Source organism: Rhizobium sp. RSm-3 (assembly GCF_001854685.1).
GTDB lineage: Bacteria > Pseudomonadota > Alphaproteobacteria > Rhizobiales > Rhizobiaceae > Rhizobium > Rhizobium ecuadorense.
In genome coordinates this window covers 129541-149164 of record NZ_MAWZ01000058.1, presented here as the reverse complement: position 1 = coordinate 149164, position 19624 = coordinate 129541, and the positions used below count along the sequence as shown (strand labels likewise).

19 protein-coding genes are annotated in these 19624 nt (G+C 63.8%); 6 read left to right on the top strand and 13 right to left on the bottom strand.

All coding sequences use genetic code 11. The features are described 5' to 3' along the window. Window positions 1–26 precede the first annotated feature (26 nt). The 6 genes from BBJ66_RS29415 to BBJ66_RS29390 are packed head-to-tail and all read right to left on the bottom strand — an operon-like array spanning window position 27 to window position 6786. Window positions 27–1337, bottom strand: coding sequence for an alanine racemase (locus BBJ66_RS29415; RefSeq protein WP_071092336.1), 1311 nt, complete (start codon window positions 1335–1337; stop codon window positions 27–29). Then, complete coding sequence (locus BBJ66_RS29410; RefSeq protein ID WP_071092333.1) at window positions 1330–2286, bottom strand: amidohydrolase family protein; 957 nt, start codon at window positions 2284–2286, stop codon at window positions 1330–1332. Before BBJ66_RS29410 ends, BBJ66_RS29415 begins: the two co-directional genes overlap by 8 nt. Beyond that, entirely contained in the window at window positions 2283–3224 is a 942-nt protein-coding gene (locus tag BBJ66_RS29405; RefSeq protein WP_071092712.1) for an ABC transporter permease, read from the bottom strand. The genes BBJ66_RS29410 and BBJ66_RS29405 overlap by 4 nt, the downstream gene beginning before the upstream one ends. After that, on the bottom strand, window positions 3221–4183 hold the full coding sequence (locus tag BBJ66_RS29400; protein WP_071092329.1) for an ABC transporter permease: 963 nt from the start codon (window positions 4181–4183) through the stop codon (window positions 3221–3223). Before BBJ66_RS29400 ends, BBJ66_RS29405 begins: the two co-directional genes overlap by 4 nt. Further along, window positions 4180–5694 (bottom strand): sugar ABC transporter ATP-binding protein, encoded by a 1515-nt coding sequence (locus tag BBJ66_RS29395; RefSeq protein WP_071092326.1) that lies wholly within the window; start codon window positions 5692–5694, stop codon window positions 4180–4182. Before BBJ66_RS29395 ends, BBJ66_RS29400 begins: the two co-directional genes overlap by 4 nt. A 21-nt stretch (window positions 5695–5715) precedes the next feature. Next, window positions 5716–6786, bottom strand: coding sequence for an ABC transporter substrate-binding protein (locus tag BBJ66_RS29390; RefSeq protein WP_071092323.1), 1071 nt, complete (start codon window positions 6784–6786; stop codon window positions 5716–5718). A gap of 223 nt (window positions 6787–7009) precedes the next feature. On the opposite strand from BBJ66_RS29390, the gene BBJ66_RS29385 reads away from it, so the two are divergent. The 5 genes from BBJ66_RS29385 (at window position 7010) to BBJ66_RS29365 (ending at window position 12175) form a co-directional block, all read left to right on the top strand. Beyond that, entirely contained in the window at window positions 7010–7795 is a 786-nt protein-coding gene (locus BBJ66_RS29385; RefSeq protein ID WP_071092320.1) for an IclR family transcriptional regulator, read from the top strand. Window positions 7796–8155: 360 nt separating this feature from the next. Next, window positions 8156–9508: an LLM class flavin-dependent oxidoreductase gene (locus BBJ66_RS29380; RefSeq protein ID WP_071092316.1), complete on the top strand. Its 1353-nt coding sequence runs from the start codon at window positions 8156–8158 to the stop codon at window positions 9506–9508. Between the two features lie 10 nt (window positions 9509–9518). Then, a complete protein-coding gene (locus BBJ66_RS29375; protein ID WP_071092313.1) occupies window positions 9519–10373 on the top strand; it encodes an ABC transporter permease in 855 nt (284 codons plus the stop codon). A 38-nt stretch (window positions 10374–10411) separates the two neighbouring features. Then, on the top strand, window positions 10412–11395 hold the full coding sequence (locus BBJ66_RS29370) for an ABC transporter substrate-binding protein (protein WP_071092310.1): 984 nt from the start codon (window positions 10412–10414) through the stop codon (window positions 11393–11395). Window positions 11396–11404: 9 nt separating this feature from the next. After that, window positions 11405–12175 carry an ABC transporter ATP-binding protein gene (locus tag BBJ66_RS29365; protein WP_071092305.1) on the top strand — a complete coding sequence of 257 codons (771 nt, stop codon included), beginning with the start codon at window positions 11405–11407 and terminating at the stop codon, window positions 12173–12175. 27 nt (window positions 12176–12202) lie between these two features. Here the strand turns inward: BBJ66_RS29365 and BBJ66_RS29360 are convergent, their stop codons facing one another. The 3 genes from BBJ66_RS29360 to BBJ66_RS29350 form a co-directional block, all read right to left on the bottom strand. Further along, on the bottom strand, window positions 12203–12625 hold the full coding sequence (locus BBJ66_RS29360; protein ID WP_071092302.1) for a type II toxin-antitoxin system VapC family toxin: 423 nt from the start codon (window positions 12623–12625) through the stop codon (window positions 12203–12205). Next, window positions 12622–12888, bottom strand: coding sequence for a type II toxin-antitoxin system Phd/YefM family antitoxin (locus tag BBJ66_RS29355; RefSeq protein ID WP_071092300.1), 267 nt, complete (start codon window positions 12886–12888; stop codon window positions 12622–12624). Before BBJ66_RS29355 ends, BBJ66_RS29360 begins: the two co-directional genes overlap by 4 nt. Window positions 12889–13034: 146 nt before the next feature. Continuing rightward, a complete protein-coding gene (locus tag BBJ66_RS29350; protein WP_071092296.1) occupies window positions 13035–14846 on the bottom strand; it encodes a chloride channel protein in 1812 nt (603 codons plus the stop codon). 197 nt (window positions 14847–15043) lie between these two features. On the opposite strand from BBJ66_RS29350, the gene BBJ66_RS29345 reads away from it, so the two are divergent. Then, a complete protein-coding gene (locus tag BBJ66_RS29345; RefSeq protein WP_071092294.1) occupies window positions 15044–15481 on the top strand; it encodes a MarR family winged helix-turn-helix transcriptional regulator in 438 nt (145 codons plus the stop codon). A gap of 18 nt (window positions 15482–15499) precedes the next feature. Here the strand turns inward: BBJ66_RS29345 and BBJ66_RS29340 are convergent, their stop codons facing one another. From BBJ66_RS29340 to BBJ66_RS29325, 4 genes are all read right to left on the bottom strand, one after another. Next, window positions 15500–16288, bottom strand: a complete 789-nt coding sequence (locus BBJ66_RS29340; protein WP_071092291.1) for an ABC transporter ATP-binding protein — start codon at window positions 16286–16288, stop codon at window positions 15500–15502. Continuing rightward, window positions 16285–17337: a FecCD family ABC transporter permease gene (locus BBJ66_RS29335; protein ID WP_071092288.1), complete on the bottom strand. Its 1053-nt coding sequence runs from the start codon at window positions 17335–17337 to the stop codon at window positions 16285–16287. The genes BBJ66_RS29340 and BBJ66_RS29335 overlap by 4 nt, the downstream gene beginning before the upstream one ends. A 66-nt stretch (window positions 17338–17403) precedes the next feature. Next, on the bottom strand, window positions 17404–18522 hold the full coding sequence (locus BBJ66_RS29330; protein ID WP_071092280.1) for an ABC transporter substrate-binding protein: 1119 nt from the start codon (window positions 18520–18522) through the stop codon (window positions 17404–17406). 179 nt (window positions 18523–18701) lie between these two features. After that, window positions 18702–19610, bottom strand: a complete 909-nt coding sequence (locus tag BBJ66_RS29325) for a homocysteine S-methyltransferase family protein (RefSeq protein ID WP_071092277.1) — start codon at window positions 19608–19610, stop codon at window positions 18702–18704. Window positions 19611–19624: the final 14 nt, after the last annotated feature.

Here is a 19624-nt window from a genome sequence, read left to right as displayed (position 1 = left end):
TTCCTTTTCTTAGCTGGAAGGAGAATTCAGCCGAAGCTTGTGAGATAGGCCGCCGTTACCGAATGATCCGGATCGAGGCCATAGAGGATTGCATGCCGGTCGAGGCAGGTGCAGGGATGCGAAATGCCGAACTCGACGACGTCGCCGACCGAGACGTCGCTATCCTCGGCAAGAGTCAGGAAGGCATGCTGATCGTTAAGGCGGGAAACCTCGGCGCTTTCGAAATTGCCGAGATATGCGCCATTGCGATAGAGCGCCAAAGGCCGCGGCAGGCCCTGGTCCATCGCCACGTCGCGCATGCCCATGCCTGAAATCGCAAGCTGTGGCTCCGGCCGCGAGAGGACCTCGGCCCAGACCCTGAGCGCCGGACGGAAACCCGCCGCCGCGGGAACCGTCTTGTCGCCAATGCGCAGACCGCCGCGTGCATCGAGGCCGGTAAGGCCGCGTTCGTAGATGCCGTGATCGTGAAAGAAGATCGCGCCGCTGCGCAGCACGAGCCGGCAGGCGGGATCGGCCGCGACGGCGGCTGAAAGCCGCGCCACCACTACATCGAAAAACACCGAGCCGCCTGATGTCAGAAGAAGCGGCCGTTCCTTGCCGATGCGGGCCCGTATCTTCGGCAGGAAATCGGATGTCATCGTCATCAGCGCGTCGATACGAAGCATCGTCTCTTCCGCATTGGCGGTCGCGGCCGCACCCTCATAGGCCGCGATACCGGTCAGCCGGAAGGCCGGCGTCTCCACCGCCAGGATCGCGTCGAGAACTGCCGCCGCGGCGTCGGTGCTGCGCAGACCGGCGCGGCCGGCGCCGAACTCCACCAGCAGGCCGAGAGGCGGCAGATCCGCGCGCTCCTGCCATGCGGACCGGAGTGCCGCGACAAGCGGCGTCGAATCCGCGAAAACATGCAATTCTGCATCGGGATAATGGCCGAGCAGGGCCGCAAGCCGGCGGGCGGCGGCGATCCCGCCGATCTCGTTGGCAAGGATCAGCCGTCGCTGTCCCGCCTTGAGCATGACGGCGGCCTGGCGGATATCGGCGACGGTCGTGCCCCAGGCGCCCGCGGCCAGAAGCGCCGCTGCCAGCGCCGTCGACATCGGCGTCTTGGCGTGCGGCGCGATTTCGGCGCCATGGCTTTTCACATAGGCCATCATCAGGTCGACATTACCGGCGAAGGCCTGCCGGTCGAGCGAGATCAGCGGCAGCGCCATCCTGCCGTCATAAGGTTTCCATCCCTGCGTTCCCACTGCCGCAAGCGGCAACTGCGGATGGCCCGGCGGAAAGCCGCGCACCCGCTCATCGAGCATCATATCGTCCGTCGCAGCATGAAGATCAGACATGGCGGCCTCTGCCGATCCCGGCCGGATCGTCCAAGCCGAGGCGATAGGTGTCGTTGGCTGTGGCAAAGAACAAGGCGCGCTGCTCGTCGAGAGAGAGCTCAGCGGCAACCGTGCGAAAAGTCTGATAGACCTCGTCGAAAGAAGCATGCAGACCCGCGACCGGGAAGTCGCTGGCAAACATCGACCGCGCCGGACCGAAACAATCGAGGCAATGTTCGATCACCGGTCGCAGGCTTTCGAGCGTCCACGCATGGTCATAGGCGACAAGGTCGGAAATCTTCACGCGCACGTTGGGCGCGCCGCCGAGCGCCCGCAGGCCGCGATGCCAGAGCACCATGCCGTCCTTCGTCCGGTCGGCAGGGCTGCCGCCGTGGTTGAGCACGAAAAGCGTGTCGGGAAAAGCCTGCACCAGATCGAGCGCCTCAGCCATCTGCCAGGGATAGAGCATCAGGTCGAAGACCAGCCCGAGCCGCGTGGCATGGGCAAGCCCCGCGCGCCAGGCGGGATCGCCCATGCGATCCGGACGCGGCGCAAAACGCTTCGCCGCATCGGGATGCCAGCTCAGAATATCGCGGATGCCGACGACGTTGGGGTTTTCCGCTTCGGCTTCGAGCAGGCGCCGGGCGTCCGGCCCGTCGAGGGGAACGCGGGCGACATAGCGGCGCGCCACGCCGGAGGTGCGGTCGAGGCCATCGAGCCAGCGGCTCTCTTCCAGCGGATAGGCGACGGACCAGCCGGCCTCCACATGCACGGTCGCAACCACGTTCTGGCGCACGGCGTCGTCACGATAATCGTCGATGCCGTAATCGCGAAGGATCGGCGCCAGGCTGCCGAACACCATCTCCTCGCCCGGTGCCCGCGCCTTCTGCAGCCAGGGATGGCGTTCCAGCGCAAGGTCCCAGAGATGGTGGTGCGGGTCGATCACCGGCCCGTCGTAGCGCTCGGTCATCTGCGCGCCTCGCGGCCGGAAACGAGCAGCAGGGCGAGGATAAGCGTCCCGAACATGATCGAGCGCCAGCCGGGCGAGGCGTTGACGACGGTGATCAGCGCCGTCGTGGTGACGAGCAGGATCGCCCCCGGAATGGTGCCGGCATAGGTGCCGCGGCCGCCGAGGATGGAGGTGCCGCCGAGCACGACGGCTGCGATCGACGTCAGCAGATAGGGATCGCCGATGCCGACATAACCCTGCCGGTTCATGCCGAGCACCAGAATGCCCGCCAGCCCGGCGAAGAAGCCGGACAGGGTGTGGGCGATCAGCGTGTTGCGGGTGATGCTGACGCCGGAAAGCCGGGCGGCGAGCGGGTTTGCCCCAAGCGCCAGGAACCGGGCGCCGATCGGCATGCGGTGGACGAGCAGCAGCACGACGATCGCAACGGCGAGCCACAGAATGATGCCCGAGGGAATGCCGAGCGGCCGCGCCTGCCCGAGCAGAATGACTGCCGGATTGCTGACGGTGACGGCACTGCCGCCGGCGATGATGACCAGCAGACCCTGCAGGAAGGTCGCCATGGCTAGCGTCATGATGATCGGCGGCACGCGCAGATAGGCAGCACCCGCACCGTTCATCAGGCCGATGCCGGTGGCGATGGCAAGCGCCGCCGCAATGCCGGCAAGGCCGGTCGGATCCCAGGCCGGCGAAATCAGCGGCAGCAGGATCGCCGTGACGGTGATGACGGCCCCGACCGAAAGATCGATGCCGCCCATCAGGATGACGAGCGTCTGCCCGGCAGCGACAATGCCGATGACGGCGGCGAGTTCGAGCAGGTAGCGCAGATGACCATAGGCGCCGAAACCGCGCAGCGAGAGGCTTGCGACGATCCAGACGAGCGCGACCAGAAGCAAGGTCAGCAGCGGCGGATTTCGGAACATGGACCGGATGATGTTCATCGCCTTGCCCTCCATACCCCAAGAAGCTCGGGAACGGCGACCGCCCCGACGATGATCAGGCCTTGCGCGACATATTGCGCGACCGGCGGGAAACCGAGAAAGAACATGACGTTGATCATCACCGAGAGCAGCAGGCTGCCGCAGATCGCCCCGCGCATCGTGCCTTTGCCGCCGAGGAAACCGACGCCCCCGAGCACGGCGGCGGCGATCGAATTCAGCGTGAAGGGCGTGCCGATCACCGGATCGCCGGAGCCGGTCTGCGCCGCGACGAAAAGGCCGGTCAGTGCCGCAAGCAGACCGGAGAGCGCGAAGGCTGCGACCTTCACCCGCTCGACCGGGACACCGGAACGGAACGCGCCGACCGGATTGTCGCCGGCCGCATAGATGCCGAGACCGAGCGGCGTTGCCAGAAAGGCTTTCCAGAGCATGAGGATCACGACGAGCAGCAGGAAGGCGACGGGCGTATGGCCGGCAAGCGCCGTCGACAGCCAATCGGGAATGAAGCCGCCCGGCCGCGGCAGCAGGATCAGCGCGACGCCGCTGATGATGAAGGAGCCGGCCAGCGTGACGATGATCGCCGGCAATCTCAGATGCGTCACGATGGCGCCGATGACGGCGCCGATCGAAAGGCCGGCGAGTGCGACCGCGACAATGCCGCCCGGCACGCCGAGTACCCCTTCCATCGTCGTCGCCGCGATCACCGCGCCAAGGCTCACCAGCGGGCCGATCGCCAGGGTGATGCCGCCGTTCAACATGAGCAGCGCCTGCGCCATGGTGACCAGCGCAAGCGGGAACCAGTTCTGCGTGAACTTCGAGAAGCCGCCGATCGAAAGGATGCCGGGAAAGAGCACCGCATAGAGGATGAGAAAGGCGGCGACCACCAGATAGAGCCCTGTCAGCCCGCGATTGCGGCGGAGCTGGATTGCGCCATAGAGCCTGGATGACGACATCGTGTTCATGCCGCCTCTCCCTGCGTCGCAGCCGCAATACCCATGGCCGCGCCGACGATCGCGCCTTCGCTGATCGCTTCCTGCGACAGCGTTGCGGCGATACGGCCTTCGCGCAGAACCACGACGCGGTCGCAGAGATGGACCAGCTCCGGCGTATCGGAGCTGACGAGAATGACGAGCCGCCCCTCGGCGGCGAAGGCGCGCAGCATCAGGTAGATTTCCCGCTTGGTCTCGATGTCGACGCCGCGGGTCGGATCGTTGAGCAGCAGAACGGAGGGATCGAGCGGCAGCCATTTGGCGAGCGCCACCTTCTGCTGGTTGCCGCCGGAAAGCGCCTGCACCGGGCGGGCCGTATCGCCCTTGATCGTCAGGCGGCGGGAGAGATCGGCGACCAGATCGGTTTCCGCCGGCCGGTCGCGCAGCCCTTTACGAGCGAGCCGTCCGAGCGAGGGCAGGGCGAGATTGGAAGCGATGGAATGGGGCAGCACCAATCCTTCATGTTTGCGGTCGGCCGGCACATAGACGATACCCGCCGCATTCGCCGCACCGACATTTGCGGGCAGGCCGGGTTTGCCGGAGACCTCCGCCCGGGCGGCGGACGCGGGAATCGCGCCGTAGAGCCCGAGCAGCAGGTCTTCCTGGCCCTGCCCGACGAGCCCGCCGATGCCGACGATCTCGCCGGCGCGAGCGGAAAAGCCGATATGGCGCACGATGCCGGCGGAAAAATCCTCGACGTCGATGCGCATCGCGCCGGGCTTGGCGGCGACACGCGGCGGGAACAGGTCGCCGGTGTCGCGGCCGACCATCAGGCGGACCAGCCCTTCGCCGTCGATGCCGGAGAGCGACTGATCGGCCGTGACGCCGCCGTCCTTCAGCACCGTGACATGCGAGCAGAGCGCCTGCACCTCGTTGAGGCGGTGGGAAATATAGAGAAGGGCGGTACCGCGGCCCTTGAGCGTTTCGATCAGCCGGGCCAGGATGCCGGCTTCATGGGCGGAGAGCGATGAGGTCGGCTCGTCCAGAATGAGCACGCGTGGCTTGCGGAACAGCGCCTTGGCGATCTCGACCATCTGACGGCGGCCGAGCGCGAGATCGGCGACCGGCATGTCAAGCGGTTCAGTGAGCCCGACCATATCGCAGACCTCTCGCACGCCGCGATGCAGCGCTGCGTAGTCGATCAGGCCGAACCGGCGCGGAAAGGCGCCGATCCCGATGTTTTCGGCAATCGACAGGCTGGCCGTCAGGCTCAACTCCTGCTGAACCACGGCGATGCCGGCCGCACGCGCCGCCGCCGGGCTGAAACGCCCGACGGGCCTGCCGTCAATGAGAATGGACCCGCTGTCCGGCTGGAGGGCGCCGGACAGGAGATTGATCAGTGTCGACTTGCCGGCGCCGTTTTCGCCGAGCAGGGCGTGAACCCTGCCCGGCAGAAGGGCGATGTCGACGCCCTTCAAAACGGGATTGCCGAAAAATCCCTTGAACACCTGCCGGGCTTCCAGCAGGGGCCGTTCTTCCGTCATGACGGTTTCCTCAGCTCAGGATTACTTGGCCAGCAGCTTGTCGAAGAGCGCCTGGTCGTAGTCCGAGTAGATATAGCCGTCAGCCGGGAATTTGTCGGCTCGGGCGAGGTAGCTGCCGATGGTGCTGTCGTCGATGACGGGCAGCGGCACCTTGACGAAGGAAGGCACGTCCTTGCCTTGCAGCGCCTGCACGGCGGTATAGACGGAGAGCGCGCCGAGCCAGTTCGGCTGCATGGTCGCCCAGCCCTTCAGGCCCTTTTCCTTCCAGAGTTCCAGGAACTGCCGGGCGTTTTCGCCTGTCGTCGGCACCTGGTCGCGGCCCTGGCGCTCGAAGGCGAGGACGGAGCCGGCCGACAGCGCGCCGCCGAGCGACAGCACGCCGTCGATCTCAGGATTGGCAAACAGCAGGCTGGTCATCGCTTCCTGTGCGGGCGCGACGTTATATTCGGTATTGGTCTCGGTGATCACCTGGAGGCCCGGATTGGCATCGAGAACCGGCTGGGCGCCCTTGCGGCGGTCGTCACTGACCGAGATGCCGGCCGGGCCGTTCATGATGATGATCTTGCCCTTGCCGCCGAGCTGGCTGACCATCCACTTGGCCGCAGTCGCGCCCCATTGGCTGGAATCGGTGTTGATCTTCGCCGTCACCTTGTCGGTATTGACAAGGCTGTCGAAGTTGACGACCGCGATGCCCTTGTCGCAGGCATCCGAAATAACGCGGTCGAGTGCGTTGGAGGAGCCGGCGATGACGACGATGGCGTCGACATTGGCGTCGATCATCGACTGGATATGCTGGATCTGCGTCTGGGCATTGCCCTGCGCATCGGTAATCATCAGGTCCTTCACGAGGCCGGCTTTCTTCAGCTCCTCCACTTCGGCGGTGATGGTGCCTTCGGTCTGCTTCATCCAGGTCGGCACCGAATAGATGTTCGCCCAGCCGATCGTATAGGGCGCTTTCCTATCGCCCTTGATGCAATTGGCGGCGGCCGAGGCCGTGCCCGTGGAAAGGACGAGGAGGGCCGCGGCAGCGGCAGCACCGGCGAGAAGACGGCGGCGCAGTGAAGCGGAAATGCTGTTTTCAAAATTCTTCATGTCGATCCCCTTTTTTTGTGCGGCAGCCTTGACGGCCTGCCATCAGTGTCCAATATACTGTACATATGATCCTTATACCGGACTAGTCGATCTTATGCCGATTTTTCTACCTCGCAAGAGGGGTGAAAAAAATTTTCGTCTGCTGTGAAATCACAGAGGTCGGTTGACAGATGCGGCGGAGGATTTGAAAAGCTTGGCCGAACAGAAATTGGGATCGACAGCAATGGATGCAGTTCAGGACGAAGCAGCCGGCAAACGCGCCCGCGGGCTCGACCGCGCCTTCGAAATCCTCGATTTCCTGCGCCAGAAACGGCAAGCGCTGAAGCCGAACGAAATCGCAGCACAGATCGGCGCGCCGCGCTCCTCGGTCTACGAGCTCGTCAACCTGCTGCTGAGCAACGGCATTTTGGAATTCACCGGCGGCGAGGGACGGGTCTATCTCGGCCGCAAACTTTATTTCCTCGGCGCCGCCTATGAAAATCATTTCGATTTCACCCGCGAATGCGAGGCGGCGCTGGAACAACTTGCCGACGAGACGCGGGAAACGGCGCAGTTCTGCATGCTGGATGGAAACAGGTACACGGTCGTGCGCATGCGCGAAGGTGCGCGACCCTTCCGCATTTCGACGGATGTCGGCCAGTCGGTGCCGATCCCGTGGACGGCGTCGGGCCGCCTGCTCGTTGCGCATCTGTCGGATCAGGAAATTCTCAACTTCATTCCGTCGCAGGATTTCCGCCTGCCGGGCGGCGAATGGCTCGAGCCGCAAACCTTCATCGCCGAGGCGCGCCAGGCCGAGCGTGAAGGTCTCTTCACCTTCAACAGCATCGTCGACAGCTTCACCCATTGTTTTGCCGTGCCGGTGCGCGGTGAGGAAGGTCATGCAGCCGCAACGCTCTGCCTTGTCACTCCACGCGATGACGGCATCGCCAACCGGGACCGCTACCTCGACTGTCTGAAGAAGGCGGCCGCCGGCCTGGAGCATGCCCCGGCCCGGCCAAAACGAGGCTGACGCCCGGCCAGGGACACATGATCGATCACCGGCGACACGGAAATCGTGCATAAACCGGTCACCAGGGGCATGCCCTTTTAAATCTTGTCACGCGCCCCAGGCTCTTCGCCGGGCATTCGCGGAATGCTGCGTATCGACCTATCCGGACCGAAGACGGAGAAGACCTCCCCGTTTAGCCCGATCGTTGATTTCCAGATTCAAGCCAATCCCGAAAATCTATTCACTCTTCTCCCGAAACTACGGAATGAAGTTTCTCTATAAAATCTATGGAGAACGTATTTTAGTACTCCGGCAGCCGACCTTTCATACCTTGGCCTTGGGAAAGGCCGGGCTACCGACGGCAAACGGAGAGGACACGAAATGACACGGAAAATCAGGCTTGGAGCATTTCTTCCCGGTGGCGGTCAGCACGTCGCCTCGTGGCGCCATCCCGACCAGCCGGCCGACGGCGCCACCAGTTTCGAGTTTCACAAGCAACTCGCCCTGACGGCTGAGCGCGGCCTCTTCGATGCCTACTTCCTGGCCGATGGGCTGGCTGTCGGTTTTGGCGGCGCACGCGAAGGCGGCAATGCCCGTGTCGCCGGCTTCGAGCCCGTCACCTTGTTTTCCGCACTCGCGCCTCTGACCACCCATCTCGGCTTTATCGCCACCTCCTCGACCACTTATGAGGAACCCTACACGACGGCCCGCAAGTTTGCTTCGCTGGACCTGATCTCGGAGGGCCGCGCCGGCTGGAATGTCGTGACGACCACCGGCGATCTCACCGCGCAGAATTTCAATCGCGACACCCAGCTTCCGCATGCCGAGCGCTATCGCCGCGCCGGCGAGCATGTCGACGTCGTCCGCAAACTCTGGGAAAGCTTCGAGGACGACGCCTTCATCCGCGACAAGGAAACGGGCCTGTTCTTCGATCCGGCGAAGCTGCACGACACCGACCACCGCGGCGAACATTTCAGCGTGCGCGGTCCGCTCAACGTCTCACGCTCGCCGCAGGGGCATCCCGTCATCGTCCAGGCCGGTCAGTCCGAGGATGGACGCGGACTGGCCGCAGCAACGGCCGAAGTCATCTTCACCGCCCATCAGCACATCGAAACCGCCCAGGAATTCTACCGGGATATCAAGGCCCGCGCCCGCGGCCTCGGCCGCAACCCCGATCATATCCTCGTCATGCCCGGCGTCTCCGCCTTTGTCGGCAGGACCGAGGCCGAAGCGCGCGAGAAATACGACCGCCTGACGTCGCTCATCCTTGAAGAAGACGGGATCGGACTGCTCAACGGCCTGACGGGCGGCACGCTCGACCTGCATGGCTACGATCTAGACGGCCCTCTTCCGCCGGCACCGCCGACCGAAGGCATGAAGAGCCGCCAGGCCCTGATCCGCCAGATCGCCGACGAAAACAACTTCACCATCCGCCAGCTCTATCAGTGGATTGCATCGGCCCGCGGCCACTACACCATCGTCGGCACGGCCGAGCAGATCGCCGACACGCTGCAGACATGGTTCGAGAACGAAGCCGCCGACGGCTTCAACATTCTGCCGCCCTGGCTGCCGACGGCGCTCGACGATTTCGTCGATCTGGTCATCCCGGAATTGCAACGCCGCGGCCTGTTCCGCACCGCCTATGAGGGCAGGACGCTCCGGGAAAATCTCGGCCTGCCTTTCCCCGCCAATCGATGGGCTACCGAACACGCAGCCCTCCAGGCAGCAGAGTGAGGAGCGACCCATGGCCTATGAAATCAACCAGACCCTGCCGAGAAGCTTCGGCCGCCTGAAAAGCGGCGAAAGAAGCACGATTTCGATCCTCGCATCTTATCTGCGCGGCGCGCTGGCATCGCTTTTGCCGCGCTACGGCCTGCTCCTCGCTTTCCTCGCGCTCTGGCAGGTATCGAGCACCGAAGGCTGGGTCAATCCCGCCGTCTTCCCGCCCTTGAATACAATCCTCTCGGCTCTGTGGACCAACCTTGCCAACGGCGCGCTGCTTGATGACATCGCCATCAGCCTGCAACGATCCGGAACCGCCTTCGCCTTTGCCGTCGTGATCGGCATTCCGCTCGGCCTGTTCATGGGCCAGGTTCGTGCGGTCGAGCACGCACTCGATCCCATCCTGCAGCTCTTCCGCCAGACCTCGGCGCTGGCGCTCTATCCGGTCTTCATCCTGCTGCTCGGCCTCGGCGAAACATCCAAGATCTTCGTGATCTTCTGGGCGACGCTGTTTCCGGTGCTGCTCGCCACGATCGGCGGCGTCAAGGAAGTGGACCAGAAACTCATCGAGATGGCGCGGACCTATGGCGCCGGATCGCTGACCATCTTCCGCCGCGTCATCCTGCCGGCCTCCGTCCCCGCAATCTTCGTCGGGCTGCGCCTCTCGGCGACGACGGCGCTGCTCCTGCTGATCGCCGCCGAAATGATCGGCGCCAACAAGGGCATCGGCTTCCAGGTCATGAACGCCCAGTACAATTTCCAGATCCCGCTGATGTTTGGGGCGATCCTGCTGCTCGCCTTTCTCGGCCTTGCCGCCAATGCCTTGCTGGTTCTCCTGCAGCGCCGCCTCTGCCGCTGGTCTCAGCCGAACGCCTGACCGCTTTCTCCGATTTTCCTCTTCCCAAAGGACACGTCATGACTTTCCATCCGCGCAATCTTCTCCTGCCGGCCGTGATCGCGCTCGGTCTCGCCACGCCGGCCGCCGCCACCGATACGGTCAAGCTGCGCTACCTCGCCAGCCAAGGCGGCCTTGCCGCCCATGAACTCGCCGACGCACTCGGCTATTTCAAAGACACCGGCATCACCTTCGAAAATGTCGGCTATGCCCAGGGCGGCCCGGCTTCGCTCATTGCCCTGGCATCCGGCGATGTCGAGATCGGCAGCGCCGCGACCTCCGCCGTGCTGAATTCGATCATCGGCGGCAACGACTTCGTCGCCGCCTATCCGTCGAACGGTATCAATGACGAGGTGCAATCGACCTTCTACGTGCTGGAAGACAGCCCGATCAAAACAATCAAAGACATTGCCGGCAAGAGCATTGCGGTCAACACGCTTGGCGCCCATCTCGACTATACGATCCGCGAGGCCCTGCATTCCGTCGGCCTGCCGAGCGACTCCGCCAACCAGATCGTCGTTCCCGGACCGCAGCTCGAGCAGGTGCTGCGCTCCAAGCAGGTCGATATTGCCGCCTTCGGCTATTGGCAGACGACGTTCGAGGGCGCGGCGCTCAAGAATGGCGGCCTGCGCGCGGTTTTCGACGATACCGACGTGCTCGGCGACATTGCCGGCGGCTTCGTGGTCCTGCGCCGCGATTTCATTCAAGAGCATCCCGAAGCCTCGAAGATCTTCGTCGAGCAGTCGGCCCGCGCCCTCGACTATGCCCGCGAACATCCCGAGGAGACCAAGAAGATCCTGGCCAAAGCGCTCAGTGAGCGCGGCGAGAACCCCGATATTGCGCAGTATTTCCGCGGCTACGGCGTGCGCGCCGGCGGCCTGCCGGTCGAACGCGACATCCAGTTCTGGATCGACGTCCTGGTTCGCGAAGGCAAACTGAAGCAAGGCCAGCTGGCGGCGAAGGACATCATCTTCGCGGCCGATGCCAAGCCGGCAAGCAACTGAGGAAGCGTGATGAGCCTCGCCCAAGACATTCGCCGCGGAGAGGTGACGATCCGTCACCTTTCCAAATCCTACAAGCTGAACGGCAGTCATCTGCAGGTTCTCAAGGATATCAATCTCCACATCCGCTCCGGCGAAAGCCTTGCAATCGTCGGCGCCAGCGGTTCGGGCAAGACGACCCTGCTCAGGGTGTTGGCCGGGCTCGAAGAGTCCGATACCGGCGAGGTGCTTGTCGACGGCAAGGCGATACGCGGCGTCGGCGCAGAACGCGCCGTCATCTTCCAGGAGCCGCGCCTTCTTCCCTGGCTTGATGTGCTCGACAATGTCGCCTTCGGGCTGGAAACCAGGGGCCTGTCCCGCGAGCAGGCGAGGGACCGGGCACGCCACTATGTCAAGCTTGTCGGCCTGCAGCAATTCGAGGCGGCCTATCCCCGGCAGCTCTCCGGCGGCATGGCGCAGCGCGTCGGCATCGCCCGGGCGCTTGCCGTCCAGCCCGAAATCCTGCTGCTCGACGAGCCGCTCGGCGCGCTCGACGCCATGACCAAGATCGGCATGCAGCAGGAACTCGCGCGGATCTGGCGCGATGAGGATGTGACGACCATTCTCGTCACCCATGATCTCGAGGAGGCGATTTATCTCGCCGACCGGATCCTCATCCTGCCGCGGGAAAAGGGAGCCGAACCGCGCCTGATCGACATCGATCTGCCGCGTCCGCGCGACCGCAGCGCACCGGAATTCGTCCGCCATCGCGAAGAGCTGCTGAACCTGTTCGGGCTGCATTGAAGGCTGCCGCTACAGCCTTCGCCAAAACTATACGATCCAGGGATCGATCAGTTTGATTCCAAAGCCCTCGAAATATCTGGTGTTGCGCGTGGCGAGGCTGAGATCGTGAGCAACCGCGGTCGCCGCGATCAGGCCGTCCATCGACGACAGACCGCGGCCGCTTCGCTTTGCATGGCCCATGAGGTCTCCCCAGGTGAACGCAACCGGTTCATCCACCGGAATGATGCGGCGCTCGAAGCGTTGGGTCAGGTCCTGGGCAAGCCATTCGGCCAGCGCATCGCGTTTCCGCCCCTTGTCCATCAGGGCAACGCCGCGCCGGATCTCGGCGACCGACACGATGCTGATGAAGCTGCGATCCTCGTCGAGCCTGTCCAACCATTCCAGGACGCGCGCATCAGGATTCGGCTTCGTCACCTCCGACAGGACATTGGTATCCAGCAGAAGCCTCACAGGTCAGGATCGCGCGGTTCGTCGCGCTGCCGCTCAAGGTCCAGATCGGCGCCGCGCAGCGGCGATTCCATCAGGAATTCGGCAAGCGTCCCCTTGCGCGCCGTCTTGCGCTGCCATTCCTCAGCAGAAACGACGACAACGCTCGGCCGGCCGTTTCGTGTGATGGTCTGCGGCGCGCATTGCGCGCGCTCGATCACCTCGGAAAGCTTTGCCTTTGCACCGGCGACAGTCCAGCTTTCATCGCCTTGCCGTGATGACTGCATTGCTCAACTCCTGACCAGAATGACTATCATGACTATACAACCGGAACTCAGCGGGTGGCAAGCCGCGCTATCTGGATCGAGGGGTCAATTTGCGGGGGCCGACAACGCTCGGCCCCGCATTGCGCCGAAGAAACCGGAGGCGGCTATCAAGGCTTTCCCTTCGCTCCGGCAGTCAGATAAGGCCGCCGATCCAGTTCCGCCGACCGGTAGGAGCTGCGCAGCCGCAGCAGGTCCTTGCGGGCGATCAGGCCGCAGAGTTTGCCGGAAGCCGGATCGACGATCGGAATGCGGCCATCGCCGGTCGACAGCATCAGGTCGGCGATGAAGGCGATGGTATCATCAGGGTGCCCGACAGGAACGGAGCCGTCCGCGACGTTTTCGCCGAGCGTCTGAACGACAAGATCCGCCTTCCCCTGCCAGAGCAGGGCATCCGCCCGCGAGACAATGCCGGCCAGCCGGCCTGAAGCATCGACCACCGGGTAGATCCGATGGGTTTTCTCTTGAGAGGCAAAGAAATCGCAGGCCTCTCCGACCGTCATGGTAGCGGGAAGCGTGTCGACATCGGTGATCATGATCTCGCTTGCCCGGGAGAGTTCGAACGGATCGACGCCATATTCGCGGGTGATATGCTGCCCGCGCCGCGCGATCTTCTCGGTGAGGATCGAGCGGCGCAGCAGAAGCACTGTGACGGCATAGGCCACGACCGTTGCGGCGAGCAGCGGAACGAGCGTGCCGATGTCGCCGGTGATCTCCATCGCGAAGAAGGTCCCCGTCAGCGGCGCCCGCATGGTTCCCCCCATCATCGCCGCCATTCCGAGCAACGCCCAGAAACCGGGATCGTTGCCCGGCATGACAAGCCCGACCAGCCATCCGAGAGCGCCGCCGAAGATGAGCAACGGCGCGAGCACGCCGCCCGAAGTGCCCGATGACAGGGCAAACAGCCAGATGACGGTCTTCACCAGCAGGATCGATAGTACCGCCGGCGCGAGCAGCCGGTTGTTGAGCAGGCCGTCGATAATGTCGTAGCCGACGCCCATCGCCCGCGGTTCGATCAGGCCGCCGAGACCGATAACGAGACCGCCGAGCGCGGGCCACCACATCCAGTGGATCGGCAAGGCTTCGAACAGATCCTCGATCCTGTAGAGCAGCGTCGTCAGCAGCCCCGATTGCAGGCCGGAGATAATGCCCATCGCTGCACAGGCGAAAATTCCCCACCAAGGCAAATCTACCTGGAAATGAGTCGGGAACAGCGGGCCGGTGCCGAACAGCAACGGACGCCAACAGATCGAAACACAGGCGGCAACGGCGACGGGAATGAAGCTGCGCGGCTTCCATTCGAACAACAGCAATTCGACGGCCAGCATGACCGCGGCGATCGGCGAACCGAAGATCGCCGTCATGCCGGCGGCGGCACCGGCGACGAGCAGCGTCTTCCGCTCCGCCGCACTCATGTGAAAGAATTGGGCAAAAAGCGAGCCGATCGCTCCGCCGGTCATGATGATCGGCCCCTCGGCGCCGAACGGCCCGCCGGTTCCGATCGAGATTGCCGATGACAATGGCTTGAGGACCGCCACCTTCGGCGACATCCGGCTGCCGCCGATCAGGATCGCCTCGATCGCCTCGGGAATGCCGTGGCCGCGGATTTTTTCCGACCCGAAGCGGGCCATCAGTCCGATGACCAGTCCGCCGAGCGGCGGCACCAGCACCACCCACAGCGAGCGCGGCACGGCAGCCAGAGAAGCCGGCTCGATGCCGATCTGCCTGAACCAGATGACATTGGTGACAAGCGCGATCAGGCTGACGAGACACCAGGCCGCAAAGGCGCCGGCCGAGCCGATGATGATGGACATGCCGATCAGGACGAGGACTCGCCTGTCGGTGGTGAAATCCCCCGCCTCGCGCCGGGAAAGACCGCCGGTGAAATCATGCGGCCGGTTGCTGGGTTGATGTTGCGCCATGGAAGCCTCTGCTACGCGGAAATGGGTATGCTTGAGGCGCGTCAATATATCGTGATACGATATAAATCAATGGACGAAAACACTGAGACGAAAATGTCGCGTGAAGATGCCTCACTTGACCGGTTGTCGGCTGCGCATCTATTCATTTTCGGAACAATTCGCGCGCTGCGGATCGCAAGCGGCAGAGGAGAATGAGTGTGAAGAGAATCCCGCCGCCGCTGAGACAGGAGGATTACGAGGCACTCGCAGACCTCCGCTTCGCGCTTCGCCAGTTCACAGATTTCAGCGCCTCTGCCGCCCAGTCGGAAGGACTGCCCGTGCAGCAGCATCAGGCGCTGCTGGCGATCAAGGGACAACGCGGCGGTGAAGCGATGACGATCGGCATGCTCGCCGAACGGCTGCTCATCGCGCCCCACACGGCGACCGAGCTCGTCGGACGGCTCTCGGATGCCGGACTGGTCGAACGCCATGCCGACCCAGCTGACAGGCGCCGGCAGACGCTCCTCCTGACCGCGAAGGCCGACGAGCTCCTGACGAGGCTGAGCGCCGTCCATCTTTCGGAAATCCGGGTCATGGCCCCGAAGCTGATCGAGCTTCTCGTCGAGCTGCAGAAGACGGCGCCGAAAGCGGAATGAACCGCGACGCAGCGGGACTTACAAATTCTCGGCGACCAGCGGCTGAATGACGGGCTGGCCGCGGCGGTCGCGCAACACCTCGACATCGACGCCGTAAGTCCGGGCGATGAGCGAGGGGGTGACGATCGACTGCGGATGACCGCATGCCTTCATCGTGCCGTCCGCAATCACCAGCAAATTGTCGGCATATTGGCAGGCGAGATTGAGATCGTGCAGCACGACCATCGTCACCCAGCCGTTGGCGCGGGTTTCCCGGCGCACGAGATCGAGCAGGGCGATCTGGTGCTTCAAGTCCAGGGCACTGACGGGCTCATCCAGCAGCATGACTTTCGGCGCGCGCATCAGCACCTGGGCAAACAGCGCCATCTGCCGTTGTCCGCCGCTGAGCGACGCGATGTCACGCCCGGCGAGATGAGCGATGCCGGCCTGCGACAGCCGCGTCATCGCCATGTCGAGCGTTTCGTCATCGATGTGCAGCGACAGCCGGCCAAGCCGCCCGAGAACCACGACCTCGAGAACGGTGAGCGCAATATCGGCGGCGGTGTCCTGCGGCATATAGGCGAAGCTCTCGCGCCACGACTTCAGCGCCCGCGCGCTCGTGCGTCCGGCGGCAAGGCTGTTGCCGCCGAGCGTGAGCCTGCCCTCGGCGAGCGGCAGGTCGCCGAAGAGCGCGCGCAGAAGCGTGGTCTTACCCGTGCCGTTGGGGCCGATGACGGCGTGGATCTTGCCGGTCTCCAGGCAGGTGTCGACGCCGGATACGATTCTCTGCCCACCGCGCTCGATGGCAATGCTTTCGAGACGGATCATGCGCCTGCTTTCCTCGGCGCAAAGATCAGCCACAGCAGGAACGGCACGCCGACGATGGCGGTGACGATACCAACAGGAAACAGCGCGCCCGGAATGATCGACTTCGACACGACGGAAGCGGCCGACAGCATCAGCGCGCCGCTGACCACCGACATCGGCAGAAAGAAGCGCTGATCCTCGCCCACCGTCATGCGGGCGATGTGCGGGGCGACGAGACCGATGAAGCCGATCACGCCGACGAAGCTGGTGGCGGTCGCCGTCATGATCGCAACGATGACAAGGACCTTCATGCGCAAGAGCCGGACATTGACGCCAAGGCTTGCGGCCCGCATCTCGCCCATGCGCAAGGCCGCCAGTTTCCAGGAATCCGCCATCAGCAGGGCGCAACAGACGAAGGTGACAGCGGCGGTGAGGCCAAGTGTCGGCCAGGTCGCTTTCGTCAGGCTGCCGAACAGCCAGAACAATATCTGCTGCGACAGCTCCGGCGAGGAGAGAAACTGGATGAGCGACAGAAGCGACTGGAACAGGAAGAGAAGGGCGATGCCGCCGAGAATGATCGTTTCCGCCGTCATCCGGCGCATCGATGCGAGCGTGAAGAGAAACAGCGCCGCCAGCATGGAGAAGATGAAAGCGCCGAGCGGCACGGCGATCATCGGATCGAGGCCGAAGCCGCCGAGCGCCAGAACGAGCGCCGCCCCGAACCCCGCCGCGGCCGCCATGCCGAGCGTATAGGGACTTGCCATCGGATTGTTGAGAAGCGTCTGCATCTGCGCGCCTCCGGCTCCGAGTGCCGCGCCGACGGCAAGCGCCATCAGCGCCATGGGCAGGCGCAGGCCGCGAACGATGGCGTCCGTCATCGCCGCCCGCTCGCCAAGCCCTGTGAGCGAGCGAACCACTTCTGCCGGCGACAGCAGCGAGGGACCCGTGGCGATATCGAGAACGAGGCATACCGCCATCAGAGCCACGAAAATCGAAAGGCTGCGCCAGCGCCTGCGCTCACGCAGCCGGTGCGCGCCGATCGCTTCGGCATTGCGCGCGGTCACTGTCATGGGAAAACTCGCGATTGGAACCAAGCGCCATCCGAGATGGCGCTCGCAGAGGCGGGCGGGCTGAGGTCAACCCTTGGCTTCGATGGCGAAGGTGCCTTCGGGAATCACCGGCAGATATTTCTTGTAATAGCCGAGGTAATCGGCAACGGGATCGAGGTCTTTGAACTGCTCGGGATAGAGCTGCTTGGCGATATACTGCACCATCGCAAAATCGGAGATGGTGCGGGACGCGCCCTGATAGACGCCGAAGAGCTGGCCGTTCTTGACGGCGGGCAGTTCGCTCCAGCCCTGGCGGCTCTCGAAAGCCTTGAGCTTTGCACGGGCTTCGTCGGCCTTCACGCCTTCGCCCATCGGCAGGGCGGTCTCACTCTTGTTATTCTCGCGGCCGGAAATGAAGATGGCATCGGGCTTCGACGCCAGAACCTGCTCCGGATTGATCGCTCCCCACCATTCCACGAAAGGCGCCGCAATGTTGTCGCCGCCGGCGGCGGTGGACATGGCGCCCCACATGTTCTTGCCGTAGGTGAACGAATATTCCGCCGGTCCCTTGTTGCCGAATTCGACATAGACCTTCGGCTTCGGCTTGCCCGATGCGGCGACGCGGGCGGCGATGTCCTTCAGCGCACCGGCATAGAAATCGGCGATCTCCTTGCCGCGCGCGTCCTGGCCGGTCAGTTCACCGAAAAGCACGGTCGAGGCGACATGGCGCTCGACCGTCTGGGCGTTGTAATCGACAACCACCACCGGAATGCCTTGCTCTTCCAAACGGTGCGCGTCCTGGCCGAGCGCCTGGTACTGCCAGTCCGCGAGGATGACCAGATCGGGATTGAGGCTCAACACCTTCTCGATGGAAAAGGTCTGCGCTTCCACTTCGCCGACATCGGCGATGTCGCCGAGCGAGGGGCGGTGGGCAAGGTGCATCTTCCAGTTCGCGGGAACCCAGCCTTCCCATGCCTCACGGGAAATGCCGACGACGGAATCGTAGGCCTTCTCGCCGCCGACAGCCATGTAATCCTCGAAATAGAAGCCGAGGACCACGCGCTTGGCCGGAAGGTCGACCTTCACCGCGCGGCCGATCACATCGGTGATCGTCTTCTGCTCTGCCATGGCAGACGGGGCAAAGAAAACAGCGGAAACAGAAATAAGCGAGGCAACCAGCCAGGCGGCGCCGGATCTAAAATTCATGACGACCTTCCATCAGTTAAATACGAGGCCGAGTTATAAAAGGTGATGAAATAAATCAAGTTATTTATCGACCGGCTCCCTCATCCGGAAAGCTTAGCTTTCGGCCCTGGGAATTGCGGCGCGCACCATCCCGATCGATAGGTGCAGCGGCGGCTGACGACCGCCGCCGCCCTGCGGCTTCACCGCAAAAGCGTCTTGCCGAGGCGATGGATATGAGCAGCACCGATGCCGCAGCAGCCGCCGATGATCGTGGCGCCGGCCTCAGCCCAGGAGCAGGCAAAGCGCGAATAGGCGTCGTCGTTCAGATCGTCGCGGGTATCGTGCAGGCCTTCATTGGCGGCCGAGTCGCCCTGTTCTCCCTCAAAGGCGTTGGCATAGACGCCGATTTCGATCTGGGCGTCCGCCTTGCGGAACACGCCCGCCGCCGTCTCGACGGCCGCGCGCATGACTTCAGGCTTGCTGCAGTTGAACAGGAAGGCTTCGGCGCCTGACGAAACCGCCCAGGACGCGGCTGCTTCGACGCTTTCGCCGGAACGAAGCCTCGGTTCGCCGCTTTCGATATCAGCCGCGTCATCCGCCAGTGTGAAGGAAATCCAGAACGGCTTGCCGGATGCCGCCACCGCCTGGCGGACAGCCTCGCCCTCAGCGATCAGGCTTAACGTCTCCCCGAGCCATACATCGACGAAGGGTGCGAGGTTTTCGACCAGCACTTTGAGATAGTCCTGCACCCGTGCAGGCTGAAAATTCTGCGGCTCGTAGGAGCCGAAGATCGGCGGCAGCGAGCCGGCGACCAGCACCTTGCGATCGGTGACGGCATCGGCCGCTTCGCGCGCCAGGCGGCCGGCAAGGCGGATCAGCGCCGCGCCCTCTTTCTGGAACCGGTCCTCACCGATATGGAAGGGCACCAGCGCATAGCTGTTCGTCGTAATGACCTCAGAACCGGCGGCGATGAATTCCTTGTGCACCTCGCGGACGATATCCGGCGAATTGATCAACGCCAGCGCCGACCATTCCGGCTGTTTCAATTCGGCGCCGAGCCGCAGCAGCTCGCGGCTCATGCCGCCATCGAGGATTCGTGTTGTGCTCATGAAGGGTCTCCATT

What these genes read in the sequence shown, in the direction of transcription:
- BBJ66_RS29340 (WP_071092291.1), bottom strand. Translation starts at nt 16,288, where the DNA reads ATGATCCGTCTCGAAAGCATTGCCATCGAGCGCGGTGGGCAGAGAATC.
- BBJ66_RS29365 (WP_071092305.1), top strand. Translation starts at nt 11,405, where the DNA reads ATGAGCCTCGCCCAAGACATTCGCCGCGGAGAGGTGACGATCCGTCAC.
- BBJ66_RS29350 (WP_071092296.1), bottom strand. Translation starts at nt 14,846, where the DNA reads ATGGCGCAACATCAACCCAGCAACCGGCCGCATGATTTCACCGGCGGT.
- BBJ66_RS29325 (WP_071092277.1), bottom strand. Translation starts at nt 19,610, where the DNA reads ATGAGCACAACACGAATCCTCGATGGCGGCATGAGCCGCGAGCTGCTG.
- BBJ66_RS29405 (WP_071092712.1), bottom strand. Translation starts at nt 3,224, where the DNA reads ATGAACATCATCCGGTCCATGTTCCGAAATCCGCCGCTGCTGACCTTG.
- BBJ66_RS29415 (WP_071092336.1), bottom strand. Translation starts at nt 1,337, where the DNA reads ATGTCTGATCTTCATGCTGCGACGGACGATATGATGCTCGATGAGCGG.
- BBJ66_RS29390 (WP_071092323.1), bottom strand. Translation starts at nt 6,786, where the DNA reads ATGAAGAATTTTGAAAACAGCATTTCCGCTTCACTGCGCCGCCGTCTT.
- BBJ66_RS29400 (WP_071092329.1), bottom strand. Translation starts at nt 4,183, where the DNA reads ATGAACACGATGTCGTCATCCAGGCTCTATGGCGCAATCCAGCTCCGC.
- BBJ66_RS29370 (WP_071092310.1), top strand. Translation starts at nt 10,412, where the DNA reads ATGACTTTCCATCCGCGCAATCTTCTCCTGCCGGCCGTGATCGCGCTC.
- BBJ66_RS29385 (WP_071092320.1), top strand. Translation starts at nt 7,010, where the DNA reads ATGGATGCAGTTCAGGACGAAGCAGCCGGCAAACGCGCCCGCGGGCTC.
- BBJ66_RS29380 (WP_071092316.1), top strand. Translation starts at nt 8,156, where the DNA reads ATGACACGGAAAATCAGGCTTGGAGCATTTCTTCCCGGTGGCGGTCAG.
- BBJ66_RS29410 (WP_071092333.1), bottom strand. Translation starts at nt 2,286, where the DNA reads ATGACCGAGCGCTACGACGGGCCGGTGATCGACCCGCACCACCATCTC.
- BBJ66_RS29335 (WP_071092288.1), bottom strand. Translation starts at nt 17,337, where the DNA reads ATGACAGTGACCGCGCGCAATGCCGAAGCGATCGGCGCGCACCGGCTG.
- BBJ66_RS29375 (WP_071092313.1), top strand. Translation starts at nt 9,519, where the DNA reads ATGGCCTATGAAATCAACCAGACCCTGCCGAGAAGCTTCGGCCGCCTG.
- BBJ66_RS29355 (WP_071092300.1), bottom strand. Translation starts at nt 12,888, where the DNA reads ATGCAGTCATCACGGCAAGGCGATGAAAGCTGGACTGTCGCCGGTGCA.
- BBJ66_RS29395 (WP_071092326.1), bottom strand. Translation starts at nt 5,694, where the DNA reads ATGACGGAAGAACGGCCCCTGCTGGAAGCCCGGCAGGTGTTCAAGGGA.
- BBJ66_RS29330 (WP_071092280.1), bottom strand. Translation starts at nt 18,522, where the DNA reads ATGAATTTTAGATCCGGCGCCGCCTGGCTGGTTGCCTCGCTTATTTCT.